Annotated in this window: 22 protein-coding genes, 1 tRNA gene and 2 pseudogenes; 12 read left to right on the top strand and 13 right to left on the bottom strand. The window is 65.8% G+C overall.

Features of this window, described 5'->3' with window-relative positions:
- Window positions 1-24: 24 nt before the first annotated feature.
- The 6 genes from DPM12_RS03140 to DPM12_RS03115 are packed head-to-tail and all read left to right on the top strand — an operon-like array spanning window position 25 to window position 6,389.
- Window positions 25-933, top strand: a complete 909-nt coding sequence (locus DPM12_RS03140; RefSeq protein ID WP_112256819.1) for an aldolase — start codon at window positions 25-27, stop codon at window positions 931-933.
- A gap of 43 nt (window positions 934-976) precedes the next feature.
- Window positions 977-2,308 carry an ABC transporter substrate-binding protein gene (locus tag DPM12_RS03135; RefSeq protein ID WP_112256818.1) on the top strand — a complete coding sequence of 444 codons (1,332 nt, stop codon included), beginning with the start codon at window positions 977-979 and terminating at the stop codon, window positions 2,306-2,308.
- A gap of 46 nt (window positions 2,309-2,354) precedes the next feature.
- The gene (locus DPM12_RS03130) at window positions 2,355-3,338 is read left to right on the top strand and encodes a carbohydrate ABC transporter permease (RefSeq protein WP_112256817.1); all 984 of its coding nucleotides are present in this window, start codon (window positions 2,355-2,357) and stop codon (window positions 3,336-3,338) included.
- On the top strand, window positions 3,328-4,152 hold the full coding sequence (locus tag DPM12_RS03125; RefSeq protein ID WP_158542704.1) for a carbohydrate ABC transporter permease: 825 nt from the start codon (window positions 3,328-3,330) through the stop codon (window positions 4,150-4,152). Before DPM12_RS03130 ends, DPM12_RS03125 begins: the two co-directional genes overlap by 11 nt.
- Before the next feature lie 21 nt (window positions 4,153-4,173).
- Window positions 4,174-5,268, top strand: coding sequence for an alcohol dehydrogenase catalytic domain-containing protein (locus tag DPM12_RS03120; protein ID WP_112256815.1), 1,095 nt, complete (start codon window positions 4,174-4,176; stop codon window positions 5,266-5,268).
- A complete protein-coding gene (locus tag DPM12_RS03115) occupies window positions 5,265-6,389 on the top strand; it encodes a diphosphate--fructose-6-phosphate 1-phosphotransferase (RefSeq protein ID WP_112256814.1) in 1,125 nt (374 codons plus the stop codon). The genes DPM12_RS03120 and DPM12_RS03115 overlap by 4 nt, the downstream gene beginning before the upstream one ends.
- Window positions 6,390-6,650: 261 nt before the next feature.
- Here DPM12_RS03115 and DPM12_RS03110 read toward each other — a convergent pair whose 3' ends face one another.
- Window positions 6,651-7,337: a DsbA family oxidoreductase gene (locus tag DPM12_RS03110; protein ID WP_112256813.1), complete on the bottom strand. Its 687-nt coding sequence runs from the start codon at window positions 7,335-7,337 to the stop codon at window positions 6,651-6,653.
- Window positions 7,338-7,451: 114 nt separating this feature from the next.
- Window positions 7,452-8,072, bottom strand: a complete 621-nt coding sequence (locus DPM12_RS03105) for an NADPH-dependent FMN reductase (protein ID WP_112256812.1) — start codon at window positions 8,070-8,072, stop codon at window positions 7,452-7,454.
- A gap of 100 nt (window positions 8,073-8,172) precedes the next feature.
- Between DPM12_RS03105 and DPM12_RS03100 the strand changes: the two genes are divergently transcribed.
- Window positions 8,173-8,829 carry a TetR/AcrR family transcriptional regulator gene (locus DPM12_RS03100; protein ID WP_112257115.1) on the top strand — a complete coding sequence of 219 codons (657 nt, stop codon included), beginning with the start codon at window positions 8,173-8,175 and terminating at the stop codon, window positions 8,827-8,829.
- Window positions 8,830-9,107: 278 nt separating this feature from the next.
- Here DPM12_RS03100 and DPM12_RS24220 read toward each other — a convergent pair.
- From DPM12_RS24220 to DPM12_RS03070, 6 genes and pseudogenes are all read right to left on the bottom strand, one after another.
- A pseudogene (locus DPM12_RS24220) lies at window positions 9,108-9,727 on the bottom strand (NAD-dependent epimerase/dehydratase family protein); the annotation flags it as partial.
- A gap of 35 nt (window positions 9,728-9,762) precedes the next feature.
- Window positions 9,763-10,356 carry a hypothetical protein gene (locus DPM12_RS03090; RefSeq protein WP_112256811.1) on the bottom strand — a complete coding sequence of 198 codons (594 nt, stop codon included), beginning with the start codon at window positions 10,354-10,356 and terminating at the stop codon, window positions 9,763-9,765.
- Window positions 10,357-10,914: 558 nt separating this feature from the next.
- A tRNA-Thr gene (locus DPM12_RS03085) sits at window positions 10,915-10,988 on the bottom strand.
- 145 nt (window positions 10,989-11,133) lie between these two features.
- On the bottom strand, window positions 11,134-12,372 hold the full coding sequence (locus DPM12_RS03080; RefSeq protein WP_112256810.1) for a L,D-transpeptidase: 1,239 nt from the start codon (window positions 12,370-12,372) through the stop codon (window positions 11,134-11,136).
- Between the two features lie 49 nt (window positions 12,373-12,421).
- Window positions 12,422-13,975: an alpha/beta hydrolase gene (locus tag DPM12_RS03075; protein ID WP_158542702.1), complete on the bottom strand. Its 1,554-nt coding sequence runs from the start codon at window positions 13,973-13,975 to the stop codon at window positions 12,422-12,424.
- A complete protein-coding gene (locus DPM12_RS03070) occupies window positions 13,972-14,883 on the bottom strand; it encodes a PSP1 domain-containing protein (protein ID WP_112256808.1) in 912 nt (303 codons plus the stop codon). Before DPM12_RS03070 ends, DPM12_RS03075 begins: the two co-directional genes overlap by 4 nt.
- A gap of 352 nt (window positions 14,884-15,235) precedes the next feature.
- Here DPM12_RS03070 and DPM12_RS03065 point away from each other — a divergent pair, with 352 nt between their 5' ends.
- Window positions 15,236-16,054: an FkbM family methyltransferase gene (locus DPM12_RS03065; RefSeq protein WP_211658317.1), complete on the top strand. Its 819-nt coding sequence runs from the start codon at window positions 15,236-15,238 to the stop codon at window positions 16,052-16,054.
- A gap of 144 nt (window positions 16,055-16,198) precedes the next feature.
- Here DPM12_RS03065 and DPM12_RS03060 read toward each other — a convergent pair whose 3' ends face one another.
- Together DPM12_RS03060 and tmk are read right to left on the bottom strand one after the other, a co-directional pair.
- Window positions 16,199-17,401 carry a DNA polymerase III subunit delta' gene (locus DPM12_RS03060; RefSeq protein WP_112257114.1) on the bottom strand — a complete coding sequence of 401 codons (1,203 nt, stop codon included), beginning with the start codon at window positions 17,399-17,401 and terminating at the stop codon, window positions 16,199-16,201.
- 77 nt (window positions 17,402-17,478) lie between these two features.
- Entirely contained in the window at window positions 17,479-18,219 is a 741-nt protein-coding gene (tmk, locus tag DPM12_RS03055) for a dTMP kinase (RefSeq protein WP_211658313.1), read from the bottom strand.
- 53 nt (window positions 18,220-18,272) lie between these two features.
- On the opposite strand from tmk, the gene DPM12_RS03050 reads away from it, so the two are divergent.
- Both DPM12_RS03050 and DPM12_RS23390 read left to right on the top strand, forming a co-directional pair.
- On the top strand, window positions 18,273-19,430 hold the full coding sequence (locus tag DPM12_RS03050) for a serpin family protein (protein WP_112256805.1): 1,158 nt from the start codon (window positions 18,273-18,275) through the stop codon (window positions 19,428-19,430).
- Window positions 19,431-19,540: 110 nt separating this feature from the next.
- Window positions 19,541-19,828 (top strand): hypothetical protein, encoded by a 288-nt coding sequence (locus tag DPM12_RS23390; RefSeq protein ID WP_170313659.1) that lies wholly within the window; start codon window positions 19,541-19,543, stop codon window positions 19,826-19,828.
- Here the strand turns inward: DPM12_RS23390 and DPM12_RS24445 are convergent.
- The 3 genes and pseudogenes from DPM12_RS24445 to DPM12_RS03035 form a co-directional block, all read right to left on the bottom strand.
- Window positions 19,711-19,986 (bottom strand): annotated as a pseudogene (locus tag DPM12_RS24445) (DedA family protein); the annotation flags it as partial. The gene DPM12_RS23390 and the pseudogene DPM12_RS24445 overlap by 118 nt on opposite strands.
- A 217-nt stretch (window positions 19,987-20,203) precedes the next feature.
- Window positions 20,204-22,825 (bottom strand): type I DNA topoisomerase, encoded by a 2,622-nt coding sequence (gene topA / locus DPM12_RS03040; protein WP_112256803.1) that lies wholly within the window; start codon window positions 22,823-22,825, stop codon window positions 20,204-20,206.
- 134 nt (window positions 22,826-22,959) lie between these two features.
- On the bottom strand, window positions 22,960-23,721 hold the full coding sequence (locus tag DPM12_RS03035) for a YggS family pyridoxal phosphate-dependent enzyme (RefSeq protein ID WP_211658311.1): 762 nt from the start codon (window positions 23,719-23,721) through the stop codon (window positions 22,960-22,962).
- 282 nt (window positions 23,722-24,003) lie between these two features.
- Between DPM12_RS03035 and DPM12_RS03030 the strand changes: the two genes are divergently transcribed.
- The gene (locus DPM12_RS03030) at window positions 24,004-24,786 is read left to right on the top strand and encodes an ABC transporter ATP-binding protein (protein ID WP_112256801.1); all 783 of its coding nucleotides are present in this window, start codon (window positions 24,004-24,006) and stop codon (window positions 24,784-24,786) included.
- Window positions 24,787-24,805: 19 nt separating this feature from the next.
- Entirely contained in the window at window positions 24,806-26,845 is a 2,040-nt protein-coding gene (locus DPM12_RS03025) for a YhgE/Pip domain-containing protein (RefSeq protein ID WP_112256800.1), read from the top strand.
- The last annotated feature ends 43 nt before the right edge of the window (window positions 26,846-26,888 follow it).

Here is a 26,888-nt window from a genome sequence, read left to right as displayed (position 1 = left end):
ATCTGTTGTTGAAACGTGAAGGGAATGCCGGTGACGTATCGCCCGATCACACCAGGTCAGCGGGATCTCTCCAGCCTCGCGCGCCCATCCGGCGGGTTCGCCATGGTCGCGATCGATCAGCGCGAGGCCCTCCGCACGATGTTCGAACGCCATTCAGGCGGTCGTCCGGTGGGGGACGAGACGCTGACGCAGTTCAAGGTCAGCGCCGCCCAGGTACTCAGCCCGCATGCCTCTGCCATCCTGGTCGACAAGCATCTCGGGTTCGACGCCGTGGTAGACAGCGCAGCCATCGCACCGGGCTGTGGGCTCATCGCCGCGGTCGACCATTTCGTGCCCGGTCACGGGGAGCACATCGGGCGGTCCGTCGTCGACGACACCGTGGACCCGGCCGAGATGGCCGCTCGCGGGGCCACGGCGTTGAAACAATTGATCGTCTACCGGCCCGACGGCAGCGCCGGGGAACGTGCCGAGATCGTCGGAGAGTTTCTCGAGCGGTGCCACAGGCACGACATGATCAGCATTCTCGAACCCGTCGCTCGCCCGCCCGTCGACGGCCGCACCTGGAACCGCGACGAGATGGTCGTCGCCGCCGCCGAGGAGCTCGGTTCCGCCGGCGCCGACCTGTACAAAGCGGAGATCCCGCTCGGCAAGGAGGGCAGCGACGACGAGCTGCGCCGCTGGTGTGGCCGGCTCGACGAGGCGATCACATCCCCATGGGTGGTGCTGTCGACGGGCGTCCCTCCCGAACGGTTCCCGCACGCCCTGGAGATCGCCTGCTCCGCCGGTGCCGCGGGGTTCCTCGCCGGGCGGGCCGTCTGGGCTCCGGTGATCGGCAGTGTCCACCTCGATCAGGCCCTTGGCGATGTGTCGGTCCCTCGCCTGCAGGAACTGACCCAGATTGTCGATGCCGCCATGACCGCTGGGCCGACGTAACGCGCAACTGACCATCCGACCGCGACAGGCAAAGGAGTCAACGATGACCGTACGCCCTTGGTGGCAGACAGCCGCATGTGTGGCCGCAGCGGGCATGACGCTGGCCGCCTGCGGAGGCAACGGCGATTCCGCCGCGGACTCCGGCGTAGCCGACGGCGAGTACGAGCCGAGCGGGACGATCAGCCTACTGGCTCAGAAACACCCGTGGACCGCCGCCATCGAGCCCTACATTCCCGAATTCGAGGAGGAAACCGGGATCACGGTCGAGGTGCAGACGTTCGCCGAAGAACAAGCCCGTGACCGGCACCTGACCCAGCTGCAATCCGGTTCCACCGATTTCGACGTCTTCATGTCGCTCAAATCACGAGAGGGCCAGATGTACGCCGACGCCGGCTTCTACGAACCGCTCGACCCGTGGCTCGAGGACACCGAGGCGACCCCCGACGACTGGGATCGGGACGACTTCAAGCAGGCACCGTGGGAGGGCGAGGCGTTCAACGGTGAGCAGCTCGGATTGCCGATCATCGTGGAAGGTCCGGTCGTGTTCTATCGCAAGGACCTCTTCGAGGAGCACGGCATCGAACGCCCCAAGAGCCAAGACGAGCTCATCGACGCTGCCGCCGCCATCGAGGACGCCACCCAGGATTCGGTGACCGGCGTGACGATTCGTGGACTCGCGCCCGCGCTGCCGTACACGTTCGGCCCGTTCTTCCACGGCACGGGACTGGAGTGGCTGGACGACGACGGCGCCCCCAACTTCGACGAGCCCGAGGCGGTCGAGGCCATCGAGCGTTACGTCGCGCTTGCCCGTGACCACGGCCCCGAGGGGGTGCTCAACTACTCGTTCACCCAGTCGTCACAGCTGTTCGCCCAGGGACACGCGGGGATGTCGGTGGAATCGTCCAACGAGATCTCCTCGGTCATCGATCCGGAGGATTCCACGGTCGCCGAGGACGTCGGCGTCATGCCGACACCGCCCGGGCCCGGTGGTCAACACCCGACAGTGTTGCAGTGGGGCATCTCGATGTCGCCGTACTCCGAGAACCAGGACGCCGCCTGGGAGTTCATGAAATGGGCCACGAGCCCCGAGATGCAACTCCAGCTCGCCATGGACGGCATCGCGAGCCCGCGAGCCTCGACATGGGAGAGCGAGGAGTTCCAGGAAACGTTGGACCGGCCGGCGCTGACCGAATGGGCCGAAGCGCTTGACGTCATTCAGACCGACGGGCATCCGGAGGTAGCACCGCCCGGAGAGAACCAGCCGGAGATCCGGCAGATCATCGGCGACGGGGTCGGCCAGGTCATTGCCGGCAACATGGACGCCGCGGAGGCGGCGCAACAGATCCAGTCCGAGCTGGAAACGGTGCTCGGCTAGCGCCGGCCCGTTTCACCGAGTCGGAGGAGAACTCATCAGCACTCCCATGACGTCTCCAACCTCCAGCCGCGTCGGGGAACGGGACAACGGCAGGGGACTTCGCGGCCGCCTCGGGCGGCGCGCGTCAGCCCGTCCGGCCCGTTCCGGCCGCGCGATCGGTCCTGGCCGGTCGCGGATGGCCATGATCACGATGACGGGTCCGGCCGGGATCGCGCTCCTGGCGCTCATCCTGTTCCCCGTCGTCTACGCGATCGTGCTCTCCACGGTCGAGTGGACGCCCGCGCAAGGATTCGGTGAATTCACCGGATTCTCCAACCTGCAACGTATGGTCGAGGACGCCCAATTCTGGGATTCGTTGCGGATCACCTTGACGCTGTACGTGTCGTTGCTGGTTTGCCAGACCTGCATCGGGCTCTATTTGGGCCAGCTACTCGACCGCCAGATTCGCGCGCGGCAGTTCGTCCAGGCCTTCTTGCTCTTGCCATCGATGATCGCGCCGGTTGCCATCAGCCTGCTCTGGCTGCTGCTGTACAACCCGCAGTTCGGGCTCGCGAACTACCTGCTGAACCTGGTCGGACTGTCTGGCCTTCCGTGGCTGGGCGATCCTTCCACGGTCCTCATGTCAATCGCGATCGTCGATATCTGGCAATGGTCGCCGTTCATGGGGCTGCTGATGTTCGCCGGCATGCGGGCGTTACCGAAAGAACCGTTCGAGGCCGCGATCATGGATGGGGCGTCGCCACGGCAGACCTTCTTCCGTGTCACGCTTCCGCTGCTCAAGCCGATCATCTTCGTGGCGATCCTCATCCGTAGCGTCGACCTGCTGCGCTTCTTCGACACCATCTACGTGTTGACCCAGGGCGGACCGCTCGACGCGTCGCTGACATTGAATATCTACGCCTATCGCCGTGGCTTCCAGTACTTCGACATGAGCTACGCGGCCACGCTGATGCTGACCCTGTTGCTTCTCGTGATCGTGATCGCCGGCCTGATCACGTTCCTGCGTCGGAGGTATGCCGATGCGGCTTAGTCGTCGAAGGTTCGTCGCGACGTGGCTCCAGATCGCGATCGTTGTGGTCATCTTCCTGGGGCCGGTCCTGTGGATGGTCACCTCGTCGTTCAAACGGAACGTCGACATCAACGCGCTGCCACCGAAGATCTTCTTCGCGCCGACCTTGCAGAACTATGTCGAGCTGTTCGAGCGGTTCGACTTCCTGCGGTTCATCGCCAACAGCCTGTTGATCGCTGGTGGCGCCACTCTCTTGGGGCTCGTCCTGGGCACCCCTGCCGCCTACGCCGTCGCGCGTTTCGGGCTGACCCGAACCGGGTTCTTCATGCTGGTCGCTCGAATGGCGCCGGGAACGTTGTTCGTCATTCCGTGGTTCGCCCTCGCGGTGGCATTGGGTGCATTGGAAACCACGCCACGTAACTATGCGCTGCTCATCTTTATCCACTGCATCATCACGTTGCCGCTTGCCGTCTGGCTGCTCATCTCGTTCTTCGAAGCGATTCCGACCGAGGTGCTGGAGGCCGCCTATGTGGAAGGGTGTACGGAATGGCAGGTTTTCCGGAAGGTGGCACTGCCATTGGCCCGTTCCGGAGTGGCCGTCGCCTGCCTGATGTGCTTCATCTTCGCGTGGAACTACTTCCTGTTCTCGCTGGCCCTGTCGCAGAACGAGACCATGCCGTTGCCGGTGATCGCGTTCAGCTTCATCGGCCAGGGAAGTCAAGACTGGGGTGGCCTGATGGCCGCGGCCACCATGATCAGCTTGCCCGCACTCATTCTGACGATCATCGCGCAACGCGGGATCGTGCAGGGCATGACCGCAGGTGCAGGACGTTGACCCGGTAAAGGACGGATACACATGGACAGCGACGACGGCGCGGCATCTGGAGCGATGGCCGGAACGGGGACGGACACGTCGGCCGAGAACGTCGGCACGGTGCTCGGGAGAGTAGTCACGCTACCCGGTGAGGGAACGAGCGAGATGAGCACCCGTGAGTACGGACCACCCGGACCGGGCGAGGTCCGTATCGCAGTCGCCTGCACTGCGTTGTGTGGGTCGGACAAGCGTCTCTGGCACGCTGGCTCCAGCGTCGTCAGCGGGCACGAGATCGCTGGCGTCATTGATGCGACCGGTCCCGGTGTGCCGGTGAACCGGCGCGGTGAGCGCGTCATCATCTACATACCGGAGTTCTGCGGACACTGCGCCGCATGCGCCCGGAACCTCACCCAACGGTGCGAGAATGCCGGAAAGCTGATCGGCTGGCAGCGAGACGGCGGCTTCCAGGAATATCTCACCGTTCCGGCCGCCAACGCCGTCAGTGTCCCGGACGGGATCGCCCTCGACGACGCGGTACTGGCGCTCGACACACTGGGAACGACGGCACACGGTCTGCGCATGCTCTCCCGTATCTCCGATACCGCAGCTCGGGAGAGGCTCCTCGTGGTGGGTTGTGGCCCGCTCGGATTGGGTGCCGTAATTGCCGCGCCGGCGTTCGGATATCACGATGTCGCGGCGGTCGATCCCGATCCGGTGCGTCTCGCCGAGGCACGGCGCCGTGGTGCGACGACCCTGTCCGACGTGGCGGTCAATAGCTCGGCCGCCGTCATCGAAGCGAGTGGCACCAACGACGGCAGAGATCTCGCCCGCCGGGCAGTGGCGCCTGGAGGTTCGGTGCTCCTGCTCGGAGAAGGGTCGGCGGATTGGGTCGTCCCGGCGGTGCCCGAATTCCGGCGTAAGGATGCGTTCTACGTGCGTTCCTTCTATTTCCCACTGGCCGAGATGGAGGACACGTGGACGCTGATGCGCGAGCGAGGGGCCGCCCTGCGCGGGCTGCTTGACCACCGGTGGCCGCTGGAAGGGGTGGGGCAGGCGTTCGAGGCGTTCTGTGCCGGAACGGCTATCAAGCCGCTGATCGTGGTGCGCCCCGATCTGCTTGGCGAGGACGCGTCATGAGTACTCGGGTTCCACGATCGAGATTGCTGGTCGCCCAGTGCGGCGGCCCGACCGCCGTCGTCAATGCGAGCCTGGCCGGTGTGGTCGATGCCGCCGAGGGCACGGTACTCGGCGTCCGGCAAGGGATCCGGGGTCTCGTCAACGACTGGACCACCCCGCTGTTACCGGAAGACACGTCGACGTGGCGGGCGGAGCCGGCAGCGCATCTCGAATCGGGACGGTTCCGTCTCGACGACCGGCACTGGCGCGCCGCCCTGGAGACCTGCCGGGCCCATCGAGCAGATCGGTTGGTGCTGATCGGCGGCAACGGCACGATGTATGTCGCCGCACAACTGCAGCGGCTCGCGCACGAGGCGTACCCTGAGCTTCGTGTCGTCGGCGTCCCGAAGACGGTGGACAACGACCTGCAAGGCACGGATTGGACGCCGGGATTCCCCAGCGCGGCTCGATTTCTCGCGCTTGCCGTCCGCGACATCGGTCTGGACCTGGCGAGCATGGCGAACTTCGAGCAGGTGCGCATCGTGGAGACGATGGGACGCAATGTCGGCTGGCTCGCCCGCAGCACCGCGCTGTTCCGCGATGATCCGGACACGGCCCCGCACTTGATCTATACGCCGGAGATGGCGGTCCCGACCGAGTCGATCGTCGCCGCGATCGACGAGACCTATCGCCGGGTAGGACATGCCCTGGTGGTGGTGAGCGAGGGCCTCGTGCCCCGCGATACCCATCAGCATCTGAACGAGCCGTTGATCGGCGGTGTCGCGCTGACACTGGCACGAATCGTCGGCAGCGAGCTCGGGATCGCCGCGCGCGGCGAGGTTCTCGGAACGCTGCAACGTGCGGCGAGCTTCGCGACGAGCTCGCAGGACCGCCGCCTCGCGTACGAGCTCGGGCAAGCGGCCGCCGGACACGTCGACAGGGGTGATGGCGGCCTCATGGTGCGCATCGAAGGCTCGGGCACCTCTGACGTGCGGGTAGGCACGATCGCCCTGGAGGCGGTAGCTGGTCACGAACGACCGTTACCCGCCGAGTGGGTCGCCACGCCCGACGACCCGTGCGAACCGTTCCAACAGTGGTTGCGCCCGCTCATCGATGCCGAACCGGGCGAGCCGTCGGACTGATCTGGTGCGCTGCGTCGATCGCCGCCAGGTTGTCGGCCCGGCACCTGAGCTTCATCGAGACCGGACGTTCCATGCCGAGCCGGGAGACGATAGGTCGAATCTGCGACGAACTCCAGGTTCCGCTACGGGAGCGGAACCGCTTCTATCTCGCCGCCGGCTTCGCACCGATCCACGAGGAGCGACCGCTGGGAGAACTGGGTGCGGCGCGGTCAGCGGTGGAAGATCTCCTTGCGGCGCACGAGCCGTACCCCGCAATGGTGGTCAACGTCCTGCGTGCGGCGCTGCATCCCGATGGCCTCGCGTCGCGGCTGCGCAACTACGCGCAATGGCCTGCTGGAGGGCGACACCGAGTGCCTCTGTGCTGGTGACACCGACGATCGAGTCGCCGTTCTCGAAGACGAACCTCGGCACGGTGGTGACGCCCTCGCGCCGCGCTGCGGCGACTTGCTGACGTACCTCGGCGGCCCCTTCCTCGGAGTCGAGAAAATCCCGCACGTGGTCGCCATTCAAGCCGACCCCCTCAGCCAGCTCGGTGAGTTGTGTGTGATCGGCAATGTTCACGCCATCGCGGAAGTACGCGTCGAAGAGGGCGGTCGCCAGTGCGGCCTGCACGTCGGCGCCGTGTTCGTGCAGGGCGAGCCACCGTAGTCGGTGCGCGGTCACGGTGTTGACCGCCAACGCACGGTCGAGTCGGTACTCGATCCCTTCGTTGGCGCCGACCCGTATGATCTCCGTGACCATCGCCTCAGCTTGTTCCGGGCCGAACATCTCGACCACCGTGTCCATCAGCGGCCGGGGCGTCTCGGGCGCGTCGGGCATGAGCTGGTACGGACGATGGACGAGCTCGACGTCCGGTTCTGCGCCGACGGCGGCCACGGCGCGGTGGAACTGGTGCGTGCCGAGACGGCACCATGGGCACGCGATGTCGTCGTATACTTCTACCTTCATCCTAGGTCCTTCTCGCGCGGGGTAGCGGATGTGTCACGTATGCGGGTGGTGTTCGCGATGACCTCGGCGTGGAAAAGCGCCCACGTGAGGTGCCGGCGCAGTCGAGCGCGTGGATCATGTCGGCACGAACCGGGGGTCGGCGCTCGCTGTGGGGTCCCGCAGCACTCGGAGGGCTCGGGACCATTCGAGGATTTCGTCCAGCATGGTGGTCAGGAGGGCTTCTTGGCGTTCGCCGGGGGCACAGGCGCCCGCCTCGGACTCGGTGAAGTCGAAATCGATGAATGGGTTGATCGCGACTTGGGCGTGTACGTCGGCGACTTTGATCTCAGCCATGGTCTGCCGTAGTTGTTCGGCGGCGCGGGTGCCGCCGTAGAGTCCGTAGCTGACAATCCCGGCTGCCTTGTGATTCCATTCCGACCACAGGTAGTCGATGGCGTTTTTCAGCGCGGCGGGGACGGCGCTGTTGTACTCCGGGGTGACGAACACGTACCCATCGAACCTGTCGATCCTGGCCGCCCACCGCTTGGTGTGCGCATTTTGGTAGTAACCGGTGGCTGCGGGCGCGGGCTCATCCAGCAGCGGCAGCCCGTAGTCGGCTATGTCGACGAGTTCGACGCTGACCTCGCCGGCCTTGATGGCGGGGTGCCGGTCCGCGGCCTCGGCGACCCACCGGGCCACGGTCTCGACGCGGCGTCCGGGGCGGGTGCTGCCCAGAATGATTGCGATCTGGGTCATGGCCTCCTCCTCACGTTTCTCGATTGAGGCCCTGTCGCAGATACAATACATGTTGTAAGGCAATAGGTACAATGGTCATTGTAACGAGGTGGAGGAACGGATGACCCGACAGGATGGCGCCACGGCGCAGGCCCACGGAGGATTACCGGACAAGCGCCGGGCGATCCTGGCCGGCGCCCGCACGGTGTTCGCCGACGGCGGCTACACCCGCGCGAGCGTTGAAGCGATCGCTGCCGAGGCCGGGGTATCCACCCGTACGATCTACAACCACTTCCATGACAAACTGCACCTGTTCCAGGCCGTCATCACGGAAAGCACCGCAGAAGTCGCCGACGCCCAAGTGGCGCTCATCGACGCGCACCTGCGTAAGGTGACCGACCTCGAGGCTGACCTGATTGAGCTCGGACAAGCCCTGGCCGCCCCGATGACCGGCCACGCCGAGCACTTCGCTGAGCATGTCGCACTAGTCCGGCACCTTCTCGCCGACAGCGGGCACCTTCCCCAGGACACGATCGACGCGTGGCGGCAGGCCGGTCCGGAACGCGTCATCGGCGTACTCGCCGGCCACCTTCAACAACTCGCCGACCGAGGGCTGCTGCACATTCCCGACTCCCACCAGGCAGCCGCCCAGTTCATCATGCTGCTCGTCCACGGTGTTGCCCCGTTTCACCACAGTCTGGGCACCACCCGTGAGGCCGACATCCACGAGATCGTCACCTCCGGGGTCCGTGCCTTCCTCCACGGCTACCTCGCCTGATGCACTACCGACGGCAAGCTGCACAGAGGGGCAGGGTCGTGCTTCCCTTGACTTGGCCGAGCCGAACCGCAGCCACGAAGACGGAGGAAACGAATGCACTTTGGGCGTTCGCCTGATCGTGATCTCGTGTCCGGTTGGGGCCCGCGCTTACGCCCGACAAGCGTTGACTTTATGGAAACGAGGTGTACCGCTGATCGGAGCGGATCTGGGTAAGCACTCCGGTCGAGTTATGGCAAGCTACCGCCGGCGCGGACATTCTGCCCGGTTATCCACCGGCCGTCTGCCAGGTGGATCGAGGACAGGTAGCTGTCCGGCGGGCCCAGCACGGCTCCGACGTGGCGGCGTGCCTGGGCGAGATCTGCTCGCTGTGGGCAGCACCTGGGCCATAGAACAGCCCGAAACGCAGCACGACCGCGGTCCCGCCGGTGGCGGCGAACCGCTGCGCGCTGGCCTCGGCGGCATCATTGCCTGCCCCAGCGGGATAGTGATCGACGGGGGCGTCCTCATCGATTCAGCGTGCTCCCTGGTCGCGGTAGAGTATGGCTACCGACTCTTGTGCCAGCCGCTCGACCCCCGCAGCGTGCGCCGCCTCCGCCACGGCTGCCGAGCCTTCAGTACGCACGCGCTCGGTGGCCCGCCACGCTCGCCGAATCACGAATCCGAGCGTGGATGGCATCGCAGTGGCCAGGTTGATCACTGCGTCGTGCCCGACGAATGCCGAAGCCAACGCCGACGAGTCGAACAGCGACACCGATTCCGGGGTTGCGCCCTGGCCGGTCAACACGCTCGCCTTCTGCGATGTTCGGGCTAACGCGGTCACAGTATGACCGGCTCGCACCAGCGCCGGCACAGCGTGCCCGCCGATCGCGCCGGTTCTACCGGTCACGAACACCCTCATCCGATCGCGGGTTAACCCCACCGCATGTTGGCGCTTCAGGAACAACTCGGATGCCAGACGGGAAGCTGTTGCGGATCGCGAGGATAAAGCTCCTGGTCACGACGTGCGAGTTCGACCTCGTTCGGACCCCAGCAGCCGAACGGTGGATTGACAAAGTCGTAGAGCGCCGCGATCGCGCCGTTGCGCTCTAGCCGGATGTTGGCGTTGTACCAGACCCCCCGCCCGTCCGGCTCGTAGGTGGCGCGCCTCAAGGCCACGCACGCCTCTGCGAGTTCAGCCGAGACACCCGGATAATGGAGCCGGCCTTCGAGCGGGGGTCGACCTCGGTCTTTGACGGTCGCGAAGGTCCGGACTTCGTCCGCCGCGACCGTCACATGAAGGATCGCGACCTCCCAGTCTCCTGGAAGTTGGGGAAGTAGTGCGTACCCGACCCTCAACAGTGGATCGTCGGTCGTCGTGCGCGGATTGTCGACGTCCAGGCGAGGCAGCGGATTGCCATGCTTGTCGGTGGTTGGCCATAGGTGCTGCTCACCGTGCGCGCGGAATGTGTTGAGCGCGGTTCGCGCGGCTTGCAGAAGTTCCGCTTCCTTGTCTTCAGGTTCAAGAGTGCCATCGCTATCGTTTGTCATACTCATAATATTCCTCGACATTACTGCCGATAGCTATACTCCAGAAAACTATCGATACCAGCGCAACAATAGTTCGTCAATAACCGTACCGATTCACCTCATCTGCAAAATGAAGTTCTCTGCTACACCATTTATATTGCAGAAGGATGAGATCCTCTTAGCGTTACAAATCAATATGCTATTCGTGCGACAGAGTCCAACTAGAAAGGAGCCGGTTACTTCTGGTAGATAGACAACGAGGTCAGGCATCCTTCGGTGCTCATCGAGCTGGACGCCGAGATCATTCAGCGCCTTGCCCTCGAAGAATGATCACTTGTCATCGGCGTCACCAATGTCGAGGACCTTGCCGCCGTGCGAGCATGACGCTCGACCTGCATGGGCATCTGACGGACGCGAATCGGTGGGATGCAGCGAAGAAGCTTCGGCGGCACATCGGGGGCACGCAGCGAGCAACAGCGAGCGGCACGCCGGGCACGCATGTGCCGTCACCGTGCCATCATCCGGGTGTGCCGATGGGCCGGATCGCGGCCACAGGCTTGTGACCTGCTCTCTCGTGGGAGCCGCCTGGGGGAATCGAACCCCCGACCTACGCATTACGAGTGCGTCGCTCTGGCCGACTGAGCTAAGGCGGCATGCACCGATAGAACGTGGACGAACATCGGCGCGGTGCATAAGTATAGGACCTCGACCCTGCAGATGCCGAATCGAGGAGCCCGATTCCGGTCGTTCGAGGTGGCGCGGCGTACGCGGACGCCGGGGGACGCGCCGCGTCACCGCTCACAGCTCGTCAGTGGTGATCTCCTCGCCCAGTGCGGAGCCGGCGACATATTCGTCCCACGACTGGTTCCAGTCGACCATGCCGGGGTCGCCGCGCTCGACGAGATCGTCTGGTCCGCGGGTGGAGTTTTCCACCGTGACGACATCTCCGTAGCGCGCCATCTCGTAGAACGTCTCGGCGTTGGATTCGTTGAGGTTGATGCAGCCGTGTGAGACGTTGTCTTCCCCTTGGTCGCCTTCGGACCAGGGTGCCGAGTGGACGAACGTTCCGCTGTAGCTCAGCCGGACCGCCCAATCGGTGTCGACGTCGTAGTATTCGGGGTCGTCCTCGTCGCAGGTGATGTTCGCGCTGCACGAGGTCATGTTCCGTTCCTCGAACTTCTCAAGGATGACGTACGTGCCGTTGCGCGTGGCGAAGTCCGGCTCGCCGAGACTGGTGTCCCACGTCTCTTGTGTCTCACCGTCGACGTTCATCGACATGTCGTATTCGTCGGCGTCGACTTCGGCGATCCGTTCCTCGCCCACGTCGAACTTGAGATGGTATGAACGTCCACCCCACAGGCCGTCTCCCGCCTGCACGCCGTTGAGTTCCAGATCGACGGCGACGGCTGTCCCTGCCGGCCAGTAGTCCTTGGGGCGGAAGTGCGCTTCGCTGTCGTTCACCCAGTGCCAGCTGCCGACCACTTGCGGATTCGACGAAACATGCATCTCTCGTTCGACCGCCTCCCGTTCGGTGACGGACTGGTCGAACCGGATGACGATGGGTGCACCGACCCCCACCACGGACTCGTTGCTCGGTTGCATGCTCAGCGTCAGCCGGTCACCTTCGGGAACCTCGGCGACGGTGAATTCGTCGCTCAGCGTGTGTGACCGGCCGAAGTGATCGGAGGCCGTGATTGTGAGCTCGTAATTCTGACCGGGATCCGGCCGGCGCTCGCTGGTCCAGGTGTGGCCGTCGTCGGCGACGCTGCCGGTGAGCTCCGTGCCGTCAGCGGAGATGACCTCGGCCGATTCGATCTGGCCGGAACGTACGTGCAGGCTGACCGGCTCTGTGAAGTCGACGACGCCGTCATCGGTGCTGCCGCCATCTGCTCCCTCTGGCGCATTGCCGATTCCGTCGAGCTGCACGAGCGTATGTGCATGCCGCTCCCCGTCGGGACGGCCGTCGTCGTCCCCGCCGCACGAACCGAGCATGAGGACACCGATGCTGGCGAGCGCACATGCCGCAAGTCGACGCATAACGTCCATTATGTACATACGACAACGTCCATACGTGGATACATCTGGACTACGTGCAGACCAGGTCCTCCTCCGGCGGCGTTCCTTCCAGGAGGTACTCGTCCACGGTGTCGTCGACGCAGTCGCTGCCGGACAGGTATGCGGTGTGCACGAACGCGTCGTAGGTGAGAAGGGTCGCGGAGTCGAGCTGCTCGGCGAGGGATTCTGCCCATTCGAATGGGGTGGCGGGATCGCCGGTGGTGCCGAGCACGAGAATGGGATCCGCGCCCGTGCCGGAGATCTGGGTGCGATCGTAGTCGGATTCGACCGGCCACTCGTCGCACGCCAAATCGCCCCAGGCCATGAACTGTCCGAAGATCGGCGACGCGTCCTCGAACTCCTCCGCCATCTCGCGAGCCTCGTCGACGGTCACGTCGGTGGGGCGGTCCAGGCAATTCACCGCGATGATGGCTTCGTTCTGGTTGCCTTCGTACTGACCTTCGGGAGTGCGGTTCAGGTACAGATCCGCCAGCTGGAGCAGGACGCTGCCGTCGTCGTCGTTGATCGCCGCGTCGAGTGCTGAGAGCAGCGTCGGATAGCCCTCGTCGGTGGCGAGGTAGAGCGGCAAGATGATCCCCTGGAACGCGAGCGGCCCGGTCAGCGGTCGCTGCTCATCGTCGGTGGGCAGCGGGTTGTCCTCAAGGCCGGAGATGAACTCGTCGAGGTTGTCGCGTGCCTCCTCCTCGCTGGTGCCGAGAGGGCAGTCCTGCTCCAGACACCAATCGAGGAACGCGTCGAATGCCTCTTGGAAGCCCTCGGCCTGGCCCAATGCGACCTCGGCGGAGTCCAGGAGTGGGTCGACCGCGCCGTCCAGGACCATCCTCCCGACGCGGTCCGGGAACAGGTCCGCGTACACGGCGCCGACGAAGGTTCCGTAGGACTTGCCGAGGTAGGTCAGCTCCTCGTCACCGAGTGCGGAACGCAGAATGTCCATGTCACGGGCGACGTTGTCGGTGCCGATGTGTGGGAGAAGGTCGCCCGATCTGTCCTCGCATCCCTGAATGAACTGTTCCATGCTCGCCTCGAGCTCGGCCAGGCTCTCGTCGTCCTCGGCACTCATGTCCTGGGCGACGAACTCATCGAGCTGCTCGTCGTCCAGGCAGTCCACGGGAACCGACTGGCCGACCCCACGAGGATCGAAACCGACGATGTCGAACCGTTCGCGCACCTGCTCGGATGCTGCGGCGTGAGCGTTGCGTGCGTATTCCACCCCGGAGGCACCCGGGCCTCCAGGGTTGACGATCAGCGATCCGATGGGGTCGTCACCCGTGGCGGGCACCCGGAGCACGGTGATCTCGATCTGCTGGCCGGCGGGCTCGTCGTAGTCCAGCGGCACGTCCAGTGTCGAGCACAACTGCTGTTCGCCGCACTCGTCCCATTCCAGCGACTGGGTGTACAGGGCTTCGAGGCCTTCCGCGGCATCCTCGGTGGCATCGGGCACCGGAGTCGAGTCCGGAGGGTCTTCCTGCACTGACGGGTCTTGCGGCTCGGTACCGGTGCTTGAGCATGCAGCAGCAGCGAAGGCCGCTGTCAGGATTGCGGCCAGCACGGTACGGGAGTTCACGACTGCTCCTCGTCCTCCGGGATGTCGTCGGCGTGCTGGCCGGAGACCTCCTCCTTGTCGGGTGTCGGCCGCATTCCGGCAGCGACGGCGCCCTCGTACGCCTGGCGGGAGCCACACACGCTGGCCTTGGGGCACGGAGTCTTGCGGCCGGTTTCCCGGTCGCGGACGTAGACCGTCTCTTTGGGCACGTTGTAGCCGACGACCGTGCCTTCCACTCCGTCTTCAGTTTCCACGCCACAGCCGAGCGATGGGACGTTGACCTTGAAGTCCTGATAGAGCGGATGTTCGTACTTCAGGCAGCACATCAACCGGCCACACGCCCCGGAGATCTTCAGCGGGTTCATGGGAAGATCTTGTTCTTTGGCCATGCGGATGCTGACCGGTTCGAAGTCCTTGAGGAAGGTGGAGCAACAGGTCTCGCGCCCACAGGGGCCTACGCTGCCCTGAACCCTGGCCTCGTCGCGCGGTCCAAGCTGGCGAAGGTCAATCCGGGCGCGCAGCGTGCGGGCGAGGTCGCGAACGAGGTCGCGGAAGTCGACGCGCTGGGGAGCGCTGAAATAGATGGTGACGAGCTGATCGACATCCTCCCGGGTGTCGACGAAGTCGACACCGACCACCTTCATGGGAAGCTCGTGCTGCCGGATGAGGCGCTTGGCCACCACGCGTGCCTCAGCGCGGCGCTTGCGGTTGCGTTCGTCGCGTTCGAGGTGTTCCTCGGTGGCAAGACCTTGGCAGGTCGGCAGGCCTTCGATGTCTTCGGTCACCCATTCTGGGGCCCAGATGCATTCGGCGACCTCGGGACCGTCGTCGGTCGGAACGAGTACCTTGTCGCCAACGCGCGGAGAGTGCCCACCCGGATCGAGGTAGTACAGCCTTCCGTAGCGGTTGAAGGCGACAGCCATGACCATGCCCACACGCCCACCATACGTTGTGTTGTGCTTCACGCCACCCCGCCACCCAATGCAAACGTGTGATCACGCCATCCGGTCCATAGGTCCGTACATGACTTTGAGGAACCAACGGGGAACTGTCACCGTCGATAGAGTCGTTCGAGGTGGCAGGGGCGAGTTTTGATGATTCGACATCAGTGGGGCAGGACGACGTATGGCTGACGACACCACGAGCGACTTCTCAAAGAGCAAACGGGCCCGAAGACATGGCTGGTATGGAGCGAAGACCCTGGTGAAGCGGGTTCTGTCGTGGCGGATCCCCCATCTGTTGGTGCAATCAGCGGCGTCGTTGACGCGCTCGCGTATGCACGTGGAACGGCTTCCCGCGCCAGCCCACGTGCGCGAAGTCGAAGCTCGGATGGCGGACGTCTCGTTCGTCATGTGCAACCCCAATCGGTGCGTCATTGCCAAGGAACTGTATTGGGGCCGGGGTGCCCGTCCCCGTCTGGAGGACCAGCTGCCTCTGGACGTCTTCGCCCGGCTGGCGCGCGATGCCAAGCTGGTACTCGACATCGGCGCCTACACGGGGATCTTCTCGCTGCTGGCGGCGCGGGTGTCGCGTGACGCCCAGGTGCACGCGTTCGAGATGGTGCCGGAGGTCGCCAAGACGGCTATCGACAACGTCGTGGCGAACGACCTCCTGGAACGCGTCTTCGTCCATGTCGAAGGGGTCGGCAAGGACGGGGACACCGCTCGCATTCCCAGTGGACGTGGCGGCTCAGCGCTGCCCGACTTCTACTCCACCGAGCTGCATTTCGAGCGGGGCGTGTCCGTCCCCATCCGGTCGATCGACGTCGTCGTCTACGAGGAGTTTCCAGAGCACCTGCGCGACGTCCCAACGGTGATCAAGATCGATGTCGAAGGAACGGAAGACGTCGTGCTCGAGAACGCACAAGGGTTGCTCGCCGCGAACCAGCCGGACATCCTGTGCGAGGTCATACCCGGTGCGAACCTCGACGCGATCTACGCGGCGCTGGAGCCCCACGGCTATCGATACTTCCAGTTCGGCGAGCATGAGCTGACCCGGCATGCCGAGTTGGATCCGAGCGTGCGTTATCGGGACTGGTTGTTCACCACGAAGAGCGACGACATGTTGGCCGCCCTCGGCGTGCCGATCCGCCCCGCATGATGAGCCCAAGCCCGCTTACGCCGGCTCACGTTGTCCTGGCTCAACGCGACCGAGCTCACCGTGCCCGGCTCATCGTGCCCAGATCATGTGCCCGGGCTCGTCGCTCTCGGGTCCATGTCTCGCCGGCCGTCAGCCCTCGCCGGCCTAGCCCTCGCGGAGCGTCAGCGCCATCGATTCGAGCGTGAGCAGTGGGGCGGCGTTGGCCATCAGCGCTTCCCGAGCCTGGCCGATCGCTTCCATCCGTCGCAGAGTGGATTCCGCCCTGCTGTTCCGGGCGAGCCGATCGAGAGACGCGCGCATCTCGTCATTGATCAACTCCGTGCGGACACCGAGTTGGAGCATCAGCACGTCTCGATAGAGAGCGAGCACGTCGATCAGCGCGCGGTCGATGGAATCGCGCTGGACTCGGGTGCGCCGTAGTTTCTGTTCCCGTTCGAGTTCCTTGACGGCGGCGTCCATGTTCCGTGGCTTGCGGCCGGTGGATTCCGCGCCCAGCGCACGCTTGAGTTCGTCGACCTCCCGCGCGTCCAGAGCGTCGCAGTGACGCTCGGCATCGGCCTTGGCAGCGTCGACGAGTGAGGCGGCGGCGTCCAGGCACTGCCGTAGGTCGTCGAGGGCGAAAGGTAGCTTCAGGACCTCTTCCCGGCGGCTGCGCGCGTTCTCGTCGGTGGCGAGCGCCCGAGCCCGGCCGATGTGACCCTGCGCCGCGCGCGCGGCGAACGTGGCGGTGCGCTTGTCGATGCCCTCGGTCGTGCTGAGGTACGTGGCCACGGCATCAGAGGGCGGGGTACGGAGCTGGACCACCCGGCAGCGAGAACGGATGGTCGGAGCGATGTCTTCTGCGGTGGGGGCGCACAGCATCCACACGGTGCGGTCCGGGGGTTCCTCGACCGACAGCAGGAGCGCGTCAGCGGCGTCCTCGCCGAGCCGATCGGCGTCTTCGACGATGACGATCTGCCAGCGGCCACGGGCCGGACGCAGCGCCGCCTTGGGGACGAGTTCCCGGACCTGGCTGATCTTGATCGACAGCCCTTCGGTGACGAGTGCCGCGACGTCGGGATGCGTGCCGTTGCGCACATCCGTACATTCGGCGCACGTTCCGCACCCTCCGCTGTCGCATTGCAATGCGGCGGCGAATGCTTTGGCGGCGACGGAACGTCCGGAGCCGGGAGGGCCGGTGAAGAGCCACGCGTGCGTCATCGACCCGCTGGGAGCGCCGTCGAGCGACGCTGACGCGTCGGCCACGGTCTGCTGTAGTGCCGGGACGATCGGTTGCCCTACCACCGCGTCCCAGACACTCGTGCCATTCCCGCGGTTCGCGTTGCTCGCGCTGGTGGTGCTGGTCATCCCAGCTGTGCCGACCATGTCAGCCATGCCGGCTGCGTCGGATGCGCCGTTCATACCGTCACCCTCTCACCACGGACTCACTCACCACTCATACGCCCTGATGCCACGAGCTCTTCAACCGCCGCCGCGATGTCGACGGCGAGCTCGTCGGCCGCGCGGGAAGCATCGAGAACCAGGTAGCGCTCCGGGGCGGCGCCGGCGAGTTCGAGGAAGGCACGGCGGATCTGGTCGTGTATCTCGTCTGGTTCCCGCTCGATACGGTCGAACTGCCCGAGTTGTTCGAGCCGAAGCCGTCGCTGTGCCGGGTCCAGATCGAGGAGGACGGTGAGGTCGGGCCGCAGCCCCTCGGTGGCGAATTCGGAGAGTGCGGCGACAGAGCTGACACCCAGCGCTCGGCCGACACCTTGGTAGGCAATGGACGAGTCCACGTAACGATCGGTCAGCACGCTCGCGCCGCGTGCGAGCGCCGGACTGATCACCGACGCGACGTGGTCGGCCCGGTCCGCAGCGAACAGCAGGGCCTCCGCCCGTGCGTCGAGTTCCCCGCCGTCGAGCACGACGGAGCGTACCTGCGCTCCGATGCGGGAATCACCCGGCTCGTGAGTGACGACGACCTCGTGCTGCTTTCCCCGCAGATAGTCGGCCAGCAGCCTGACCTGTGTGGACTTGCCTACGCCGTCGCCGCCTTCGAAGGCGATGAAGCGGCCCCGCCCGGCGCGTTCCTCCGAACGTTCGGACATGTTCGCCGTTTCGGTTCGGCTGGCTGTGCCGGCTGCTTGGGTGTCGCCGGGCGTTCCCGCGATGTCGGATCGAGTCACGTTGCCAGCGTAGTGACTCTGGAGGACGGGGCGGAGGGGTTAGGGTCGACGTTATGAACGTCGCTGAGGTTAACGCCATGACCGCGGGATGGGCAGGGCGGGTGCACGGCACCACGGTGCTGTCCGGAGCTGGGGTGTGGCCACTCCTGGCGATCCTGGCTGCGTCTGCGGACGAACCGGGCCGCAGCGAGCTGGCCGACGCCGTCGGCGTGCCAGCCGATGACGGCATGGAAGCGGCACGCCAGATGCTCAAGGCGTTGGGTGACATCGACGGTATTGACGCCGCGCTCGGTGTCTGGGCGCAGGAAGCCGCCCAGGTGTATCCGGAGTGGGCGGCGCAGCTGCCCCCGGCGAACGTGGGACAGCTGACGGGAGATCCGTCGGTGGACAAGCCGGAACTGGATCGGTGGGCACGAGACAACACGGGCGGGCTCATCGAGCACTGCCCGGTCGACGTTCACCCCGACCTCATGCTCGTCCTGGCCACGGCGCTGGCATTGCGCACCACCTGGGTGCAGAAGTTCAGTGATGATCAGCTGAAACCGAAGCACGGGGCGTGGGCGGGCCGGCGCCTCGCTGGCCTGAATCGGACCTCGCGCGATCTCGACGAGCTGAGTGTCGCGGACACGGATGCCGGGCCACTCTCGCTGGCCCGGATCGAAGGGGACAACGGGCTCGATGTCCACCTCGTACTCGCCGAGGAAGGCCAGCCACCGTCAGACGTTCTGCCGGCGGCGATAGCCGTCGTCGGCGGCGAGTGGCCGGTCCGCACGGGTGCCCAGCTGCTCGACGCCGGGGACGAACCTTCGGCGCCGGGCGTGCGGATCGTGTCCGCGCAGCGACCGAGCCTGTCGATCACGACGGTTCGCTTCTCCGTGCGCTCGGAGCACGACCTGACCGAACACGCCGAGCTGCTCGGTCTGCAGCGGGTGAGCCGGTCCCGAGAGGGACACTTCTCCCGGATAGCACCGGTGGCGTTGTATCTGGGCCAGGCCCGGCAGTCCGCGGTGGCGACATTCAGCGCAACGGGTTTCGAGGCAGCGGCGGTCACGGCAATGGGTCTGAGCCTGGTGTCCATGCCGGTCTATAAGGCACGGGGGCTCCAATTGACCATCGACCGGCCGTTCGGTTTCGTTGCGGTGCATCGCGCGACCGGTCTGGTGATGTTTGCCGGGTGGGTTGATGACCCGGAGCCGTGGCAGGACGAGTGACGATGTCCCGGGACCCGGCACCAGTGGACTCGGTAGCCGGGGACTCGGTGCCTGCGGATTCGGCGTGAGCGATCGCCGAGAGGCGTGCTCGATGAGTTAGGCGCCGGCGGGTGCGGATGACAGAGCGGATGGCCGCGATCCAGACCGCAACGATCAGTGCGACGCACGCTCCGAGCGCGGATTGCAGCCACAGGGGTGCCTCCGTGGCCGTGCCGGTCACGTACCCGATTCCGAGCATCCAGGTCGCCCACGCGGTCGCGCCGAGCGTGCTGAAGGCAAGAAAGCGAGGCTGGCTGACTCCGGCGAGTCCGGCAGCGGCCGCGCTTGCCGTCCGGCCGAGCGGGATGAACCGCCCCGCGACGATGGTGCCGGCGCTCGCCGATCCCATGCGCGCGTAGGCGTGCTCGACGTTTCGCTGCGCGCGCCGGCCCAGCCGCGAGCGTCGAAGTATCGCGGGAAGCGCTCGGCGGCCCATCGTATGGACGATGTAATCGCCAGCGACCGCACCTGCGATCGTCGACAGCAGCACCCAGGCGAGGTTGATGTCGCCGGCCACCGCGAGCGTCCCCGCCGTGACGACCGCGACCTCGGAAGGCACGGCGGGAACGGCGGCGTCGAAGGCGACCAGCGCGGCGATGACGGCGTACACCAGTCCGGGTGTGGCCAGGAGAGTTGCGAAATCCACACGTTCAGACTCCTGGGTCCAACCCAACGGGACAACCCTGAGACCGGGAAGATCGGGAAAACCTCAGGGAGATCCCTGGTGTCGCCGTTCAGGACCGAGAGCGGCTGCTCTTGGACCGCTTCTTGGGTGCGGGTCCCTTGGCTCGCTTCTCCGCGATCAGCTCGGCGGCGCGCTCCAGGGTGAGCTGCTCGACCGACGACCCCTTGGGGACCGTCACGTTCGTCTCGCCATCGGTGATGTATGGGCCGAAACGCCCGTCCTTGACGACGAGCTGGCCTCCGGTCGCGGGGTCCTCGCCCAGTTCCTTGAGCGGCGGCGCCTGGGGGCGTGCACCCCGGCGTCCCTTGGGCTGGGCAAACAGCTTCTCCGCTTCCTCGACCGTGATGGTGAACAGGGACTCCTCGTCGGACAGCGACCGGCTGTCGGAGCCCTTCTTCACATAAGGCCCGTACCGTCCGTTGGCGGCGATGATCTCTTGCCCCTCGGCATCGGTTCCGACGGTACGGGGCAAGCTCAGCAGCCGTAGCGCGTCGTCGAGCGTGATAGTTTCCAGGTCCATCGACTTGAACAGCGACGCCGTGGGCGCTTTGGCGCGCTTGGGGGCGTCCTCGGGCAGGATCTCGGTGACGTAGGGACCGTACCGTCCGGACTTGGCCACGACGGTCCGCCCGGTTTCGGGGTTGACGCCCAGCTCGCGGTCACCGTTGCCTGCCTTGATCAGCTCCCACGCCTTGTCGACGGTGAGCTCGTCCGGTGGGAGATCTTCGGGAACGCTTCCGCGGTTGCCGTCCTCGTCTTCGACGTAGGGCCCGTACCGGCCGACTCGCACCATGATCCCGTCTCCGACGGGGAACGACGAGACACCACGCGCGTCGATCTCGCCGAGGTTGTCCGCAAGGCTCTTGAGGCCTTCCACTTCGTCGTCGCCGTGCCAGAACTGTGCGAGCTCGCGCACGCGGTCGGCCTCACCGGTGGCGATCTCGTCGAGGACGTCCTCCATCTTCGCGGTGAACTCGTAGTCGATCAGCCGCGTGAAGTGCTCCTCCAGGAGCCGCACGACGGCGAATGCCAGCCACGCTGGCACCAGCGCATTGCCCCGCTTGAAGACGTAGCCACGGTCGAGGATGGTGCGGATGATGGACGCGTATGTCGAGGGACGCCCGATCTCGCGATCTTCGAGCTCTTTGACGAGCGTCGCCTCGGTGTAGCGGGCCGGAGGCTTCGTGGTGTGCCCCTCGGCTTCCACACCGGCCGCGGTGAGCGCTTGCTCTTCGGTGAGGTGCGGAAGGCGTTTCTCCCGATCGTCAAGCTCGGCCTCTGGATCGTCGGCGCCCTCGACGTAGGCCTTGAGAAAGCCGTAGAACGTGATGGTCCGCCCGGACGCGCCGAGTTCAACGGTTTCTCCGCTGGAGGCTGTCGCGTTGACGCGGACCGTGAGTGTCTCGCCTTTGGCATCGCGCATCTGGGACGCGATGGTGCGCATCCAGATGAGTTCGTAGAGGCGGAACTCCTCGTCGCGCAGTCCGGTCTCTGCGGGGGTGCGGAACGAGTCACCGGCCGGCCGGATGGCCTCGTGGGCTTCCTGCGCGTTCTTCACCTTGCTGGAGTACACCCGGGGAGACTCAGGAAGGTACGTCGAGCCGTACAGCTCGTGTACTTGAGTCCGTGCGGCGGCGATAGCCGCGTCCGACAGCGTCGTCGAGTCGGTACGCATGTAGGTGATGTAGCCGTTTTCGTAGAGCCGCTGGGCGATCTGCATCGTCCGTGCGGCACCGTATCCGAGCTTGCGGGACGCTTCCTGTTGCAGCGTGGTGGTGCGGAAGGGCGCGTACGGCCGGCGGGTGTACGGCTTGGCTTCGACCGAGCGGACCGCATAGCTGGCGTCGCCGAGCGCCTCCGCGAGTGCCTGGGCCCGTTCCTCGTCGAGGACAACGACCTTGCCGCTGCTCTTGATCTCGCCGTGGGAGTTGAAATCCCGGCCCGTGGCTACGCGGGCACCGTCGACGGACAGGAGCTTGGCGTCGAAGGAGCTCGGGTCGTCCGAGGTTCCCGTGTCCAGGGTGGCTGTCAGGTCCCAGTACGAAGCGGCGGTGAAGTCCATCCGCTCGCGTTCCCGGTCCACCACCAGGCGGGTAGCCACGCTTTGCACCCGGCCGGCGGACAGGCCCCGAGTTACCTTGCGCCAGAGCACCGGCGAGATCTGGTAGCCGTAGAGGCGATCGACGATCCGGCGGGTTTCCTGGGCATCCACCAGGTTCTCGTCGATGTCGCGCGGGTTCTCGACCGCAGCCGTGATGGCGTCGCGTGTGATCTCGTGAAAGACCATCCGGCGAACTGGCACTTTGGGCTTGAGTTCTTCCCGCAGGTGCCAGGCGATCGCCTCCCCTTCCCGATCCTCATCAGTGGCGAGGAGTAGCTCGTCGGCATCCTTCAGCAGTGCTTTGAGCTTCTTCACCTGATCTTTGGCGCGACCGGAGGGGACGATATAGAGAGGTTCGAAGTTGCTGTTCACGTCGACGCCGACGGGATCGCCGTAGCGTTCCCGTTTGGCGGCCGGGATATCGGTCTTCTTGGACGGTAAGTCACGGATGTGGCCGAGGGAGGACTCGACGATGTAGTCGTCGCCGAGATAGCCGGCGATGGTTCGTGCCTTCGCCGGCGACTCTACGACGACGAGCCGGCGTTCCGCCCCGTTCGTACTGTGCGCCATTACATCCCCTTGGGTGGTCGTGCTCGAAACGCGATAGTACGGCTTCCCCCGGTTCCGATGCTCAGGAGGGCCATTTTCGGGCCGGACACTGCGCCGTGATGTGGGTGACGACACACTGGCCAGCTGGCACAGGGCTAAGGTTCGTCTCCCACCGGCCCTCGTTCATGGTCTCCTGGAAGGGACCGAGCACCGAAGACGGCTGACCCGACCCGCACCATGGTGGCGCCCTCGGCCACGGCGACGTCCAAATCGGCACTCATCCCCATGGACAGCACGTCCATAGTGACACCGGGAACAGCGGCCGCGCGAATCTCCTGAGCTGCCTCGCGTAACCGACGGTAACTCGGTCGGATGAGCTCCGGATCGCTCGCCGGCAATCCGATGGTCATCAGACCGCGCAGCCGCAGGCGGTCACGATCGGCGATGTCGCGTGCCAGGGACAGCGCGTGGTGTGGCGCTACGCCGAACTTGCTCGACTCGCCGGAGGTGTTCACCTGGAGAAGAACGTCGAGGGTGGCGTCGATGGCTTCGAGGCGTCGCTGGAGCCGATCCGCCAGTTCCGCCCGGTCCACCGATTGGACACACGTGACGTAACGCAGCACCTGGTTGACTTTGTTGGTTTGCAGGTGGCCGATGAAGTGGCGCTCGCACGGCAGTTGAGACAGGACGGCGTCCTTCTCGGCCAGCTCTTGGGCCCGGTTCTCGCCGATCAGCCGGGCGCCAGCGGCGACGGCGACGGCAACACGGTCAGCAGGTACGGTCTTGGCTGCGAGCAGGAGGCCGACGTCGCCGGGATCACGGCCGACACGTTCGCAAGCGGTGGCGATGCGTCCTTGCACGGCGGTTAGGTTCGCCCGGATCTCGGCGTCGGTGAGCATGTTGTCCTTTCCAGCCACGGTCCCAGCCGTCGGCGCCGGTCACTGCCGGCTACTACCGTACGTCGTCCGGCCGCACCGTCCCGTGATACCCGCGCCCCACGTGTGAAGACCGGGGAACGAAGGCCGGGGAGGCGCACGGGAGCTGGGAATGACGATAGCTGCCGAGGGCGAGATAGCGAGATCGTCTGGTTTGGTCGCTCGTGCCGAATCGTGCTTTTGCCCTCCGAGACAGCCACGACGAGAGTTACCGTCAAGTAGGAAATGTTGTGACCAGCAGGATCATGACGTCGGGGGAACGAGATGGTCGAGCCTGCGAATCGGGACAACGGGGACGGGAACGGTGACGAAGCGGCGCGGGGTGACGGAGCGGCGCACGGTGACGGCATCGATCTCACGAGCCGGTGGGAGCAGGACGCGACCACGGAAGGCGCGGCCCGGGAAACGGCCGTGCCGGCCATCGAGGCCCGTGGCCTTGGATGTCTGACCCGGCGTGGATGGGTCTACCGAGATGTCGGTGTGCGCGCCGAATCCGGCACAGTCGTCGCCGTCGTCGGACCGGCCGGTAGCGGACGCTCCGCTCTGCTGCTCACGCTCACCGGCCGGATGGCCGCCACCACGGGACAGCTCCGTGTCTTCGGCCGGGCACTGCCGGAGCAGGCAAGTGACGTCCGGGCGGTTACCGCGGTGGCTACGCTGAATGAGCATGTGGGGTTCGACGCCACCCAGCTGGTCAGCGAAGCGGTGGGCGAGCACCTGACATTCACCGGAAACCGGCGTGGTGGATTCGACCGGTTCGCCGAGCTCTCCGAGGTGGTGGGCTTCACAGGAAGGCTGCACCAGCAGGTGCACGAGCTCTCAGCCATCGAGGCGACCTTGCTGCATCTGGCCGTGGCCGCGCTCGGCCGACCGGACCTGATCGTCCTCGACGACGCCGACCGCGGTCTCATGCCTGCGGAACACGCGCGTATCTGGGCTGCCATCCGGGCACTGGCATCGTCGGGACCCGCGATCGTGGCGTCCACCACCGCGACGGTCGAGGACCACCAGGCCGTTCACCGTATCGATCTGTCCACCCAGGCCTGACCATTCGAGCATCGGAGAGATGATGAGGGCTGCCCGTCTGGCCGGATACGAGATCGCCCGGTTCCGGCATCCACTGCAACGTGTCGCGCTGGGTTTCCTTGTTGCCATTCCGCTGCTGTACGGCGCGCTCTACTTGTGGTCCAACTGGGATCCGTACGGCAAGCTCGACCAGATCCCGGTCGCGGTGGTCAACCACGATCAGCCGGTGACGGCCGAGATCGATGGGGAGGACGTCGTCGTCGACGCCGGGGGCCGATTCGTCGACGAGCTCAGGGCGGACCCGACGTTCGACTGGGTCTTCACCGATGCCGACGACGCTGCCGAGGGCCTGCACGACGGTCGCTACTACATGACGATCACCATCCCCGCAGATTTCAGCGCCGACCTCGCCAGCGGCGCCGAGAACGATCCCCGGCGGGCGACGGTGGCCATGCACAGAGACGACGGAAACGGCTACGTGTTCGGCATCATGGCCGACACGGCCCGAACCTCGATCGAAGCCCAGCTCGACCGCGCTGCCACCACCGCGTACTTCGAGTCGGTTTATGGGAATCTCGACACCTTGCGGGACGGACTCGTACAGGCACACGAGGGTTCATCCGAGCTCGTCGACGGGCTCGACACCGCCCACGAGGGCGCGGTGTCCCTTCACGACGGATTGCTGGAGGCCGGGGAGGGTGGCGACGCGCTGGTCGCCGGACTCGACGATCTGGTGGCCGGCTCGACCGAACTCGCTGACGGTGCCTCCCAGGTGGCGGCAGGAAACCAGCAGCTCGCGGACACGGTCCTACCCGTGATCGACGAGATCGTGCCGGCGATACCGGGCCTCGCCGACGGTGCCGTGGCGGTGTCCGATGCCGTCGCCGAGCTGACGTCGCTGGCCGCCGAGGGTGGCGATACCATCGCCGACCGCACGGGAACGGTCGTCGGGCAGCTCGAATCTCTCGCCGAAGAGAACCCGGAGCTGGCGGAGAATCCGGACTTCCAACTGGTGCTTGAGGAGGCTCGGGCGGCCGACGAACGGGCGGGCGAGATCGCCATCGCTGTCGGCGACGTCGACGACGCGGCGCAAGCGCTTGCCTCCGATTCCGAAGAAATCCAAGGACGCGCGGATGAGATCCAAGACGACGTCGCGCAGGCGGGGCAGTCGATCGAGGAGTTGGCCCGTGGTTCCGAGGAGGTCGCCACCGGAGCGGCCGAGGTGCGAGACGGCGCCGTTGCCGCTCGTGACGGTGCCGTGGAGCTCAACTCCGGCATCGACGAGCTGGCCGAAGGCGCGGGCGAGCTCGAGTCGGGCACCGATGAGCTGGCCGGCGGCGCCGGCGAGCTGGAGGCGGGGACGCGTGAGATGGTGAGCCGAATCCCCGCGATGAGTGACGAGCAGCGAGAGAGCGCCGCGCAGGTCCTCGGAGCACCGGCCAACGTGACCATGACGGCCGACAATGATGCTGACGTGTACGGCCGTGGCCTCGCACCATTCTTCTTCGCCATCGCTTTGTGGGTTGTCGGCATAGCGGCGTTCGTGGTGCTACGGCCCCTGTCGGGGCGCGCCATCGTCAGCCAGGCGTCGGCATTTACCGTGGCTGTCGCGAGCTGGCTTCCCGTGTTGGGGGTCGCCCTCGCTGGTGGCATGTTGCTGCTCGTGGTGTGCTGGATCGGGCTAGGACTCGACCCGGTGAACCCGGCGTTGACGGTAGGGCTCGTCGCGCTCGGAGCGGCGTGTTTCACGGCCCTCGCACACGTACTGCGCACGGCACTCGGTGTGGTCGGCACCGCGATCGCGCTCGTCTTGCTCGTTCTCCAGCTGGCTGCGAGCGCGGGCATATATCCGGTGGAGACGCTGCCCACACCGTTGCGGGTGCTGCACCCGGTGCTGCCCATGACCTACCTCGTCGACGGGTTCCGGGTCAGCATGACGGGAGGCAACACCGAACACGTCGCACGAGACGTTGCCGTGCTGGCCGGGTTCCTCGTCGCCGCGCTGGTCGGCACCGTCCTCGTCGTGGCTGCGCGGCGAACCTGGACGATGTCCCGCCTGCATCCGGTACTGGAGGGGTAAAACGGCACGGCGCACACGGGTGGCTGCGGCCACGCCATGCTCT

Source organism: Phytoactinopolyspora halophila (assembly GCF_003287285.1).
Taxonomy (GTDB): Bacteria; Actinomycetota; Actinomycetes; order Jiangellales; family Jiangellaceae; genus Phytoactinopolyspora_A; species Phytoactinopolyspora_A halophila.
Note: the sequence above shows the minus strand (reverse complement) of the source record. Positions and strands in the feature narration are given on the sequence as shown.

Coding starts and splice junctions, on each gene's coding strand:
- DPM12_RS03100 (WP_112257115.1), top strand. CDS start 8,173: ATGACCCGACAGGATGGCGCCACGGCGCAGGCCCACGGAGGATTACCG.
- DPM12_RS03105 (WP_112256812.1), bottom strand. CDS start 8,072: ATGACCCAGATCGCAATCATTCTGGGCAGCACCCGCCCCGGACGCCGC.
- DPM12_RS03080 (WP_112256810.1), bottom strand. CDS start 12,372: ATGCGTCGACTTGCGGCATGTGCGCTCGCCAGCATCGGTGTCCTCATG.
- DPM12_RS03050 (WP_112256805.1), top strand. CDS start 18,273: ATGAACGTCGCTGAGGTTAACGCCATGACCGCGGGATGGGCAGGGCGG.
- DPM12_RS03115 (WP_112256814.1), top strand. CDS start 5,265: ATGAGTACTCGGGTTCCACGATCGAGATTGCTGGTCGCCCAGTGCGGC.
- DPM12_RS03110 (WP_112256813.1), bottom strand. CDS start 7,337: ATGAAGGTAGAAGTATACGACGACATCGCGTGCCCATGGTGCCGTCTC.
- DPM12_RS03060 (WP_112257114.1), bottom strand. CDS start 17,401: ATGACCAGCACCACCAGCGCGAGCAACGCGAACCGCGGGAATGGCACG.
- topA (WP_112256803.1), bottom strand. CDS start 22,825: ATGGCGCACAGTACGAACGGGGCGGAACGCCGGCTCGTCGTCGTAGAG.
- DPM12_RS03135 (WP_112256818.1), top strand. CDS start 977: ATGACCGTACGCCCTTGGTGGCAGACAGCCGCATGTGTGGCCGCAGCG.
- DPM12_RS03125 (WP_158542704.1), top strand. CDS start 3,328: ATGCGGCTTAGTCGTCGAAGGTTCGTCGCGACGTGGCTCCAGATCGCG.
- DPM12_RS03090 (WP_112256811.1), bottom strand. CDS start 10,356: ATGACAAACGATAGCGATGGCACTCTTGAACCTGAAGACAAGGAAGCG.
- DPM12_RS03130 (WP_112256817.1), top strand. CDS start 2,355: ATGACGTCTCCAACCTCCAGCCGCGTCGGGGAACGGGACAACGGCAGG.
- DPM12_RS03120 (WP_112256815.1), top strand. CDS start 4,174: ATGGACAGCGACGACGGCGCGGCATCTGGAGCGATGGCCGGAACGGGG.
- DPM12_RS03025 (WP_112256800.1), top strand. CDS start 24,806: ATGATGAGGGCTGCCCGTCTGGCCGGATACGAGATCGCCCGGTTCCGG.
- DPM12_RS03140 (WP_112256819.1), top strand. CDS start 25: ATGCCGGTGACGTATCGCCCGATCACACCAGGTCAGCGGGATCTCTCC.
- DPM12_RS03030 (WP_112256801.1), top strand. CDS start 24,004: ATGGTCGAGCCTGCGAATCGGGACAACGGGGACGGGAACGGTGACGAA.
- DPM12_RS03070 (WP_112256808.1), bottom strand. CDS start 14,883: ATGGTCATGGCTGTCGCCTTCAACCGCTACGGAAGGCTGTACTACCTC.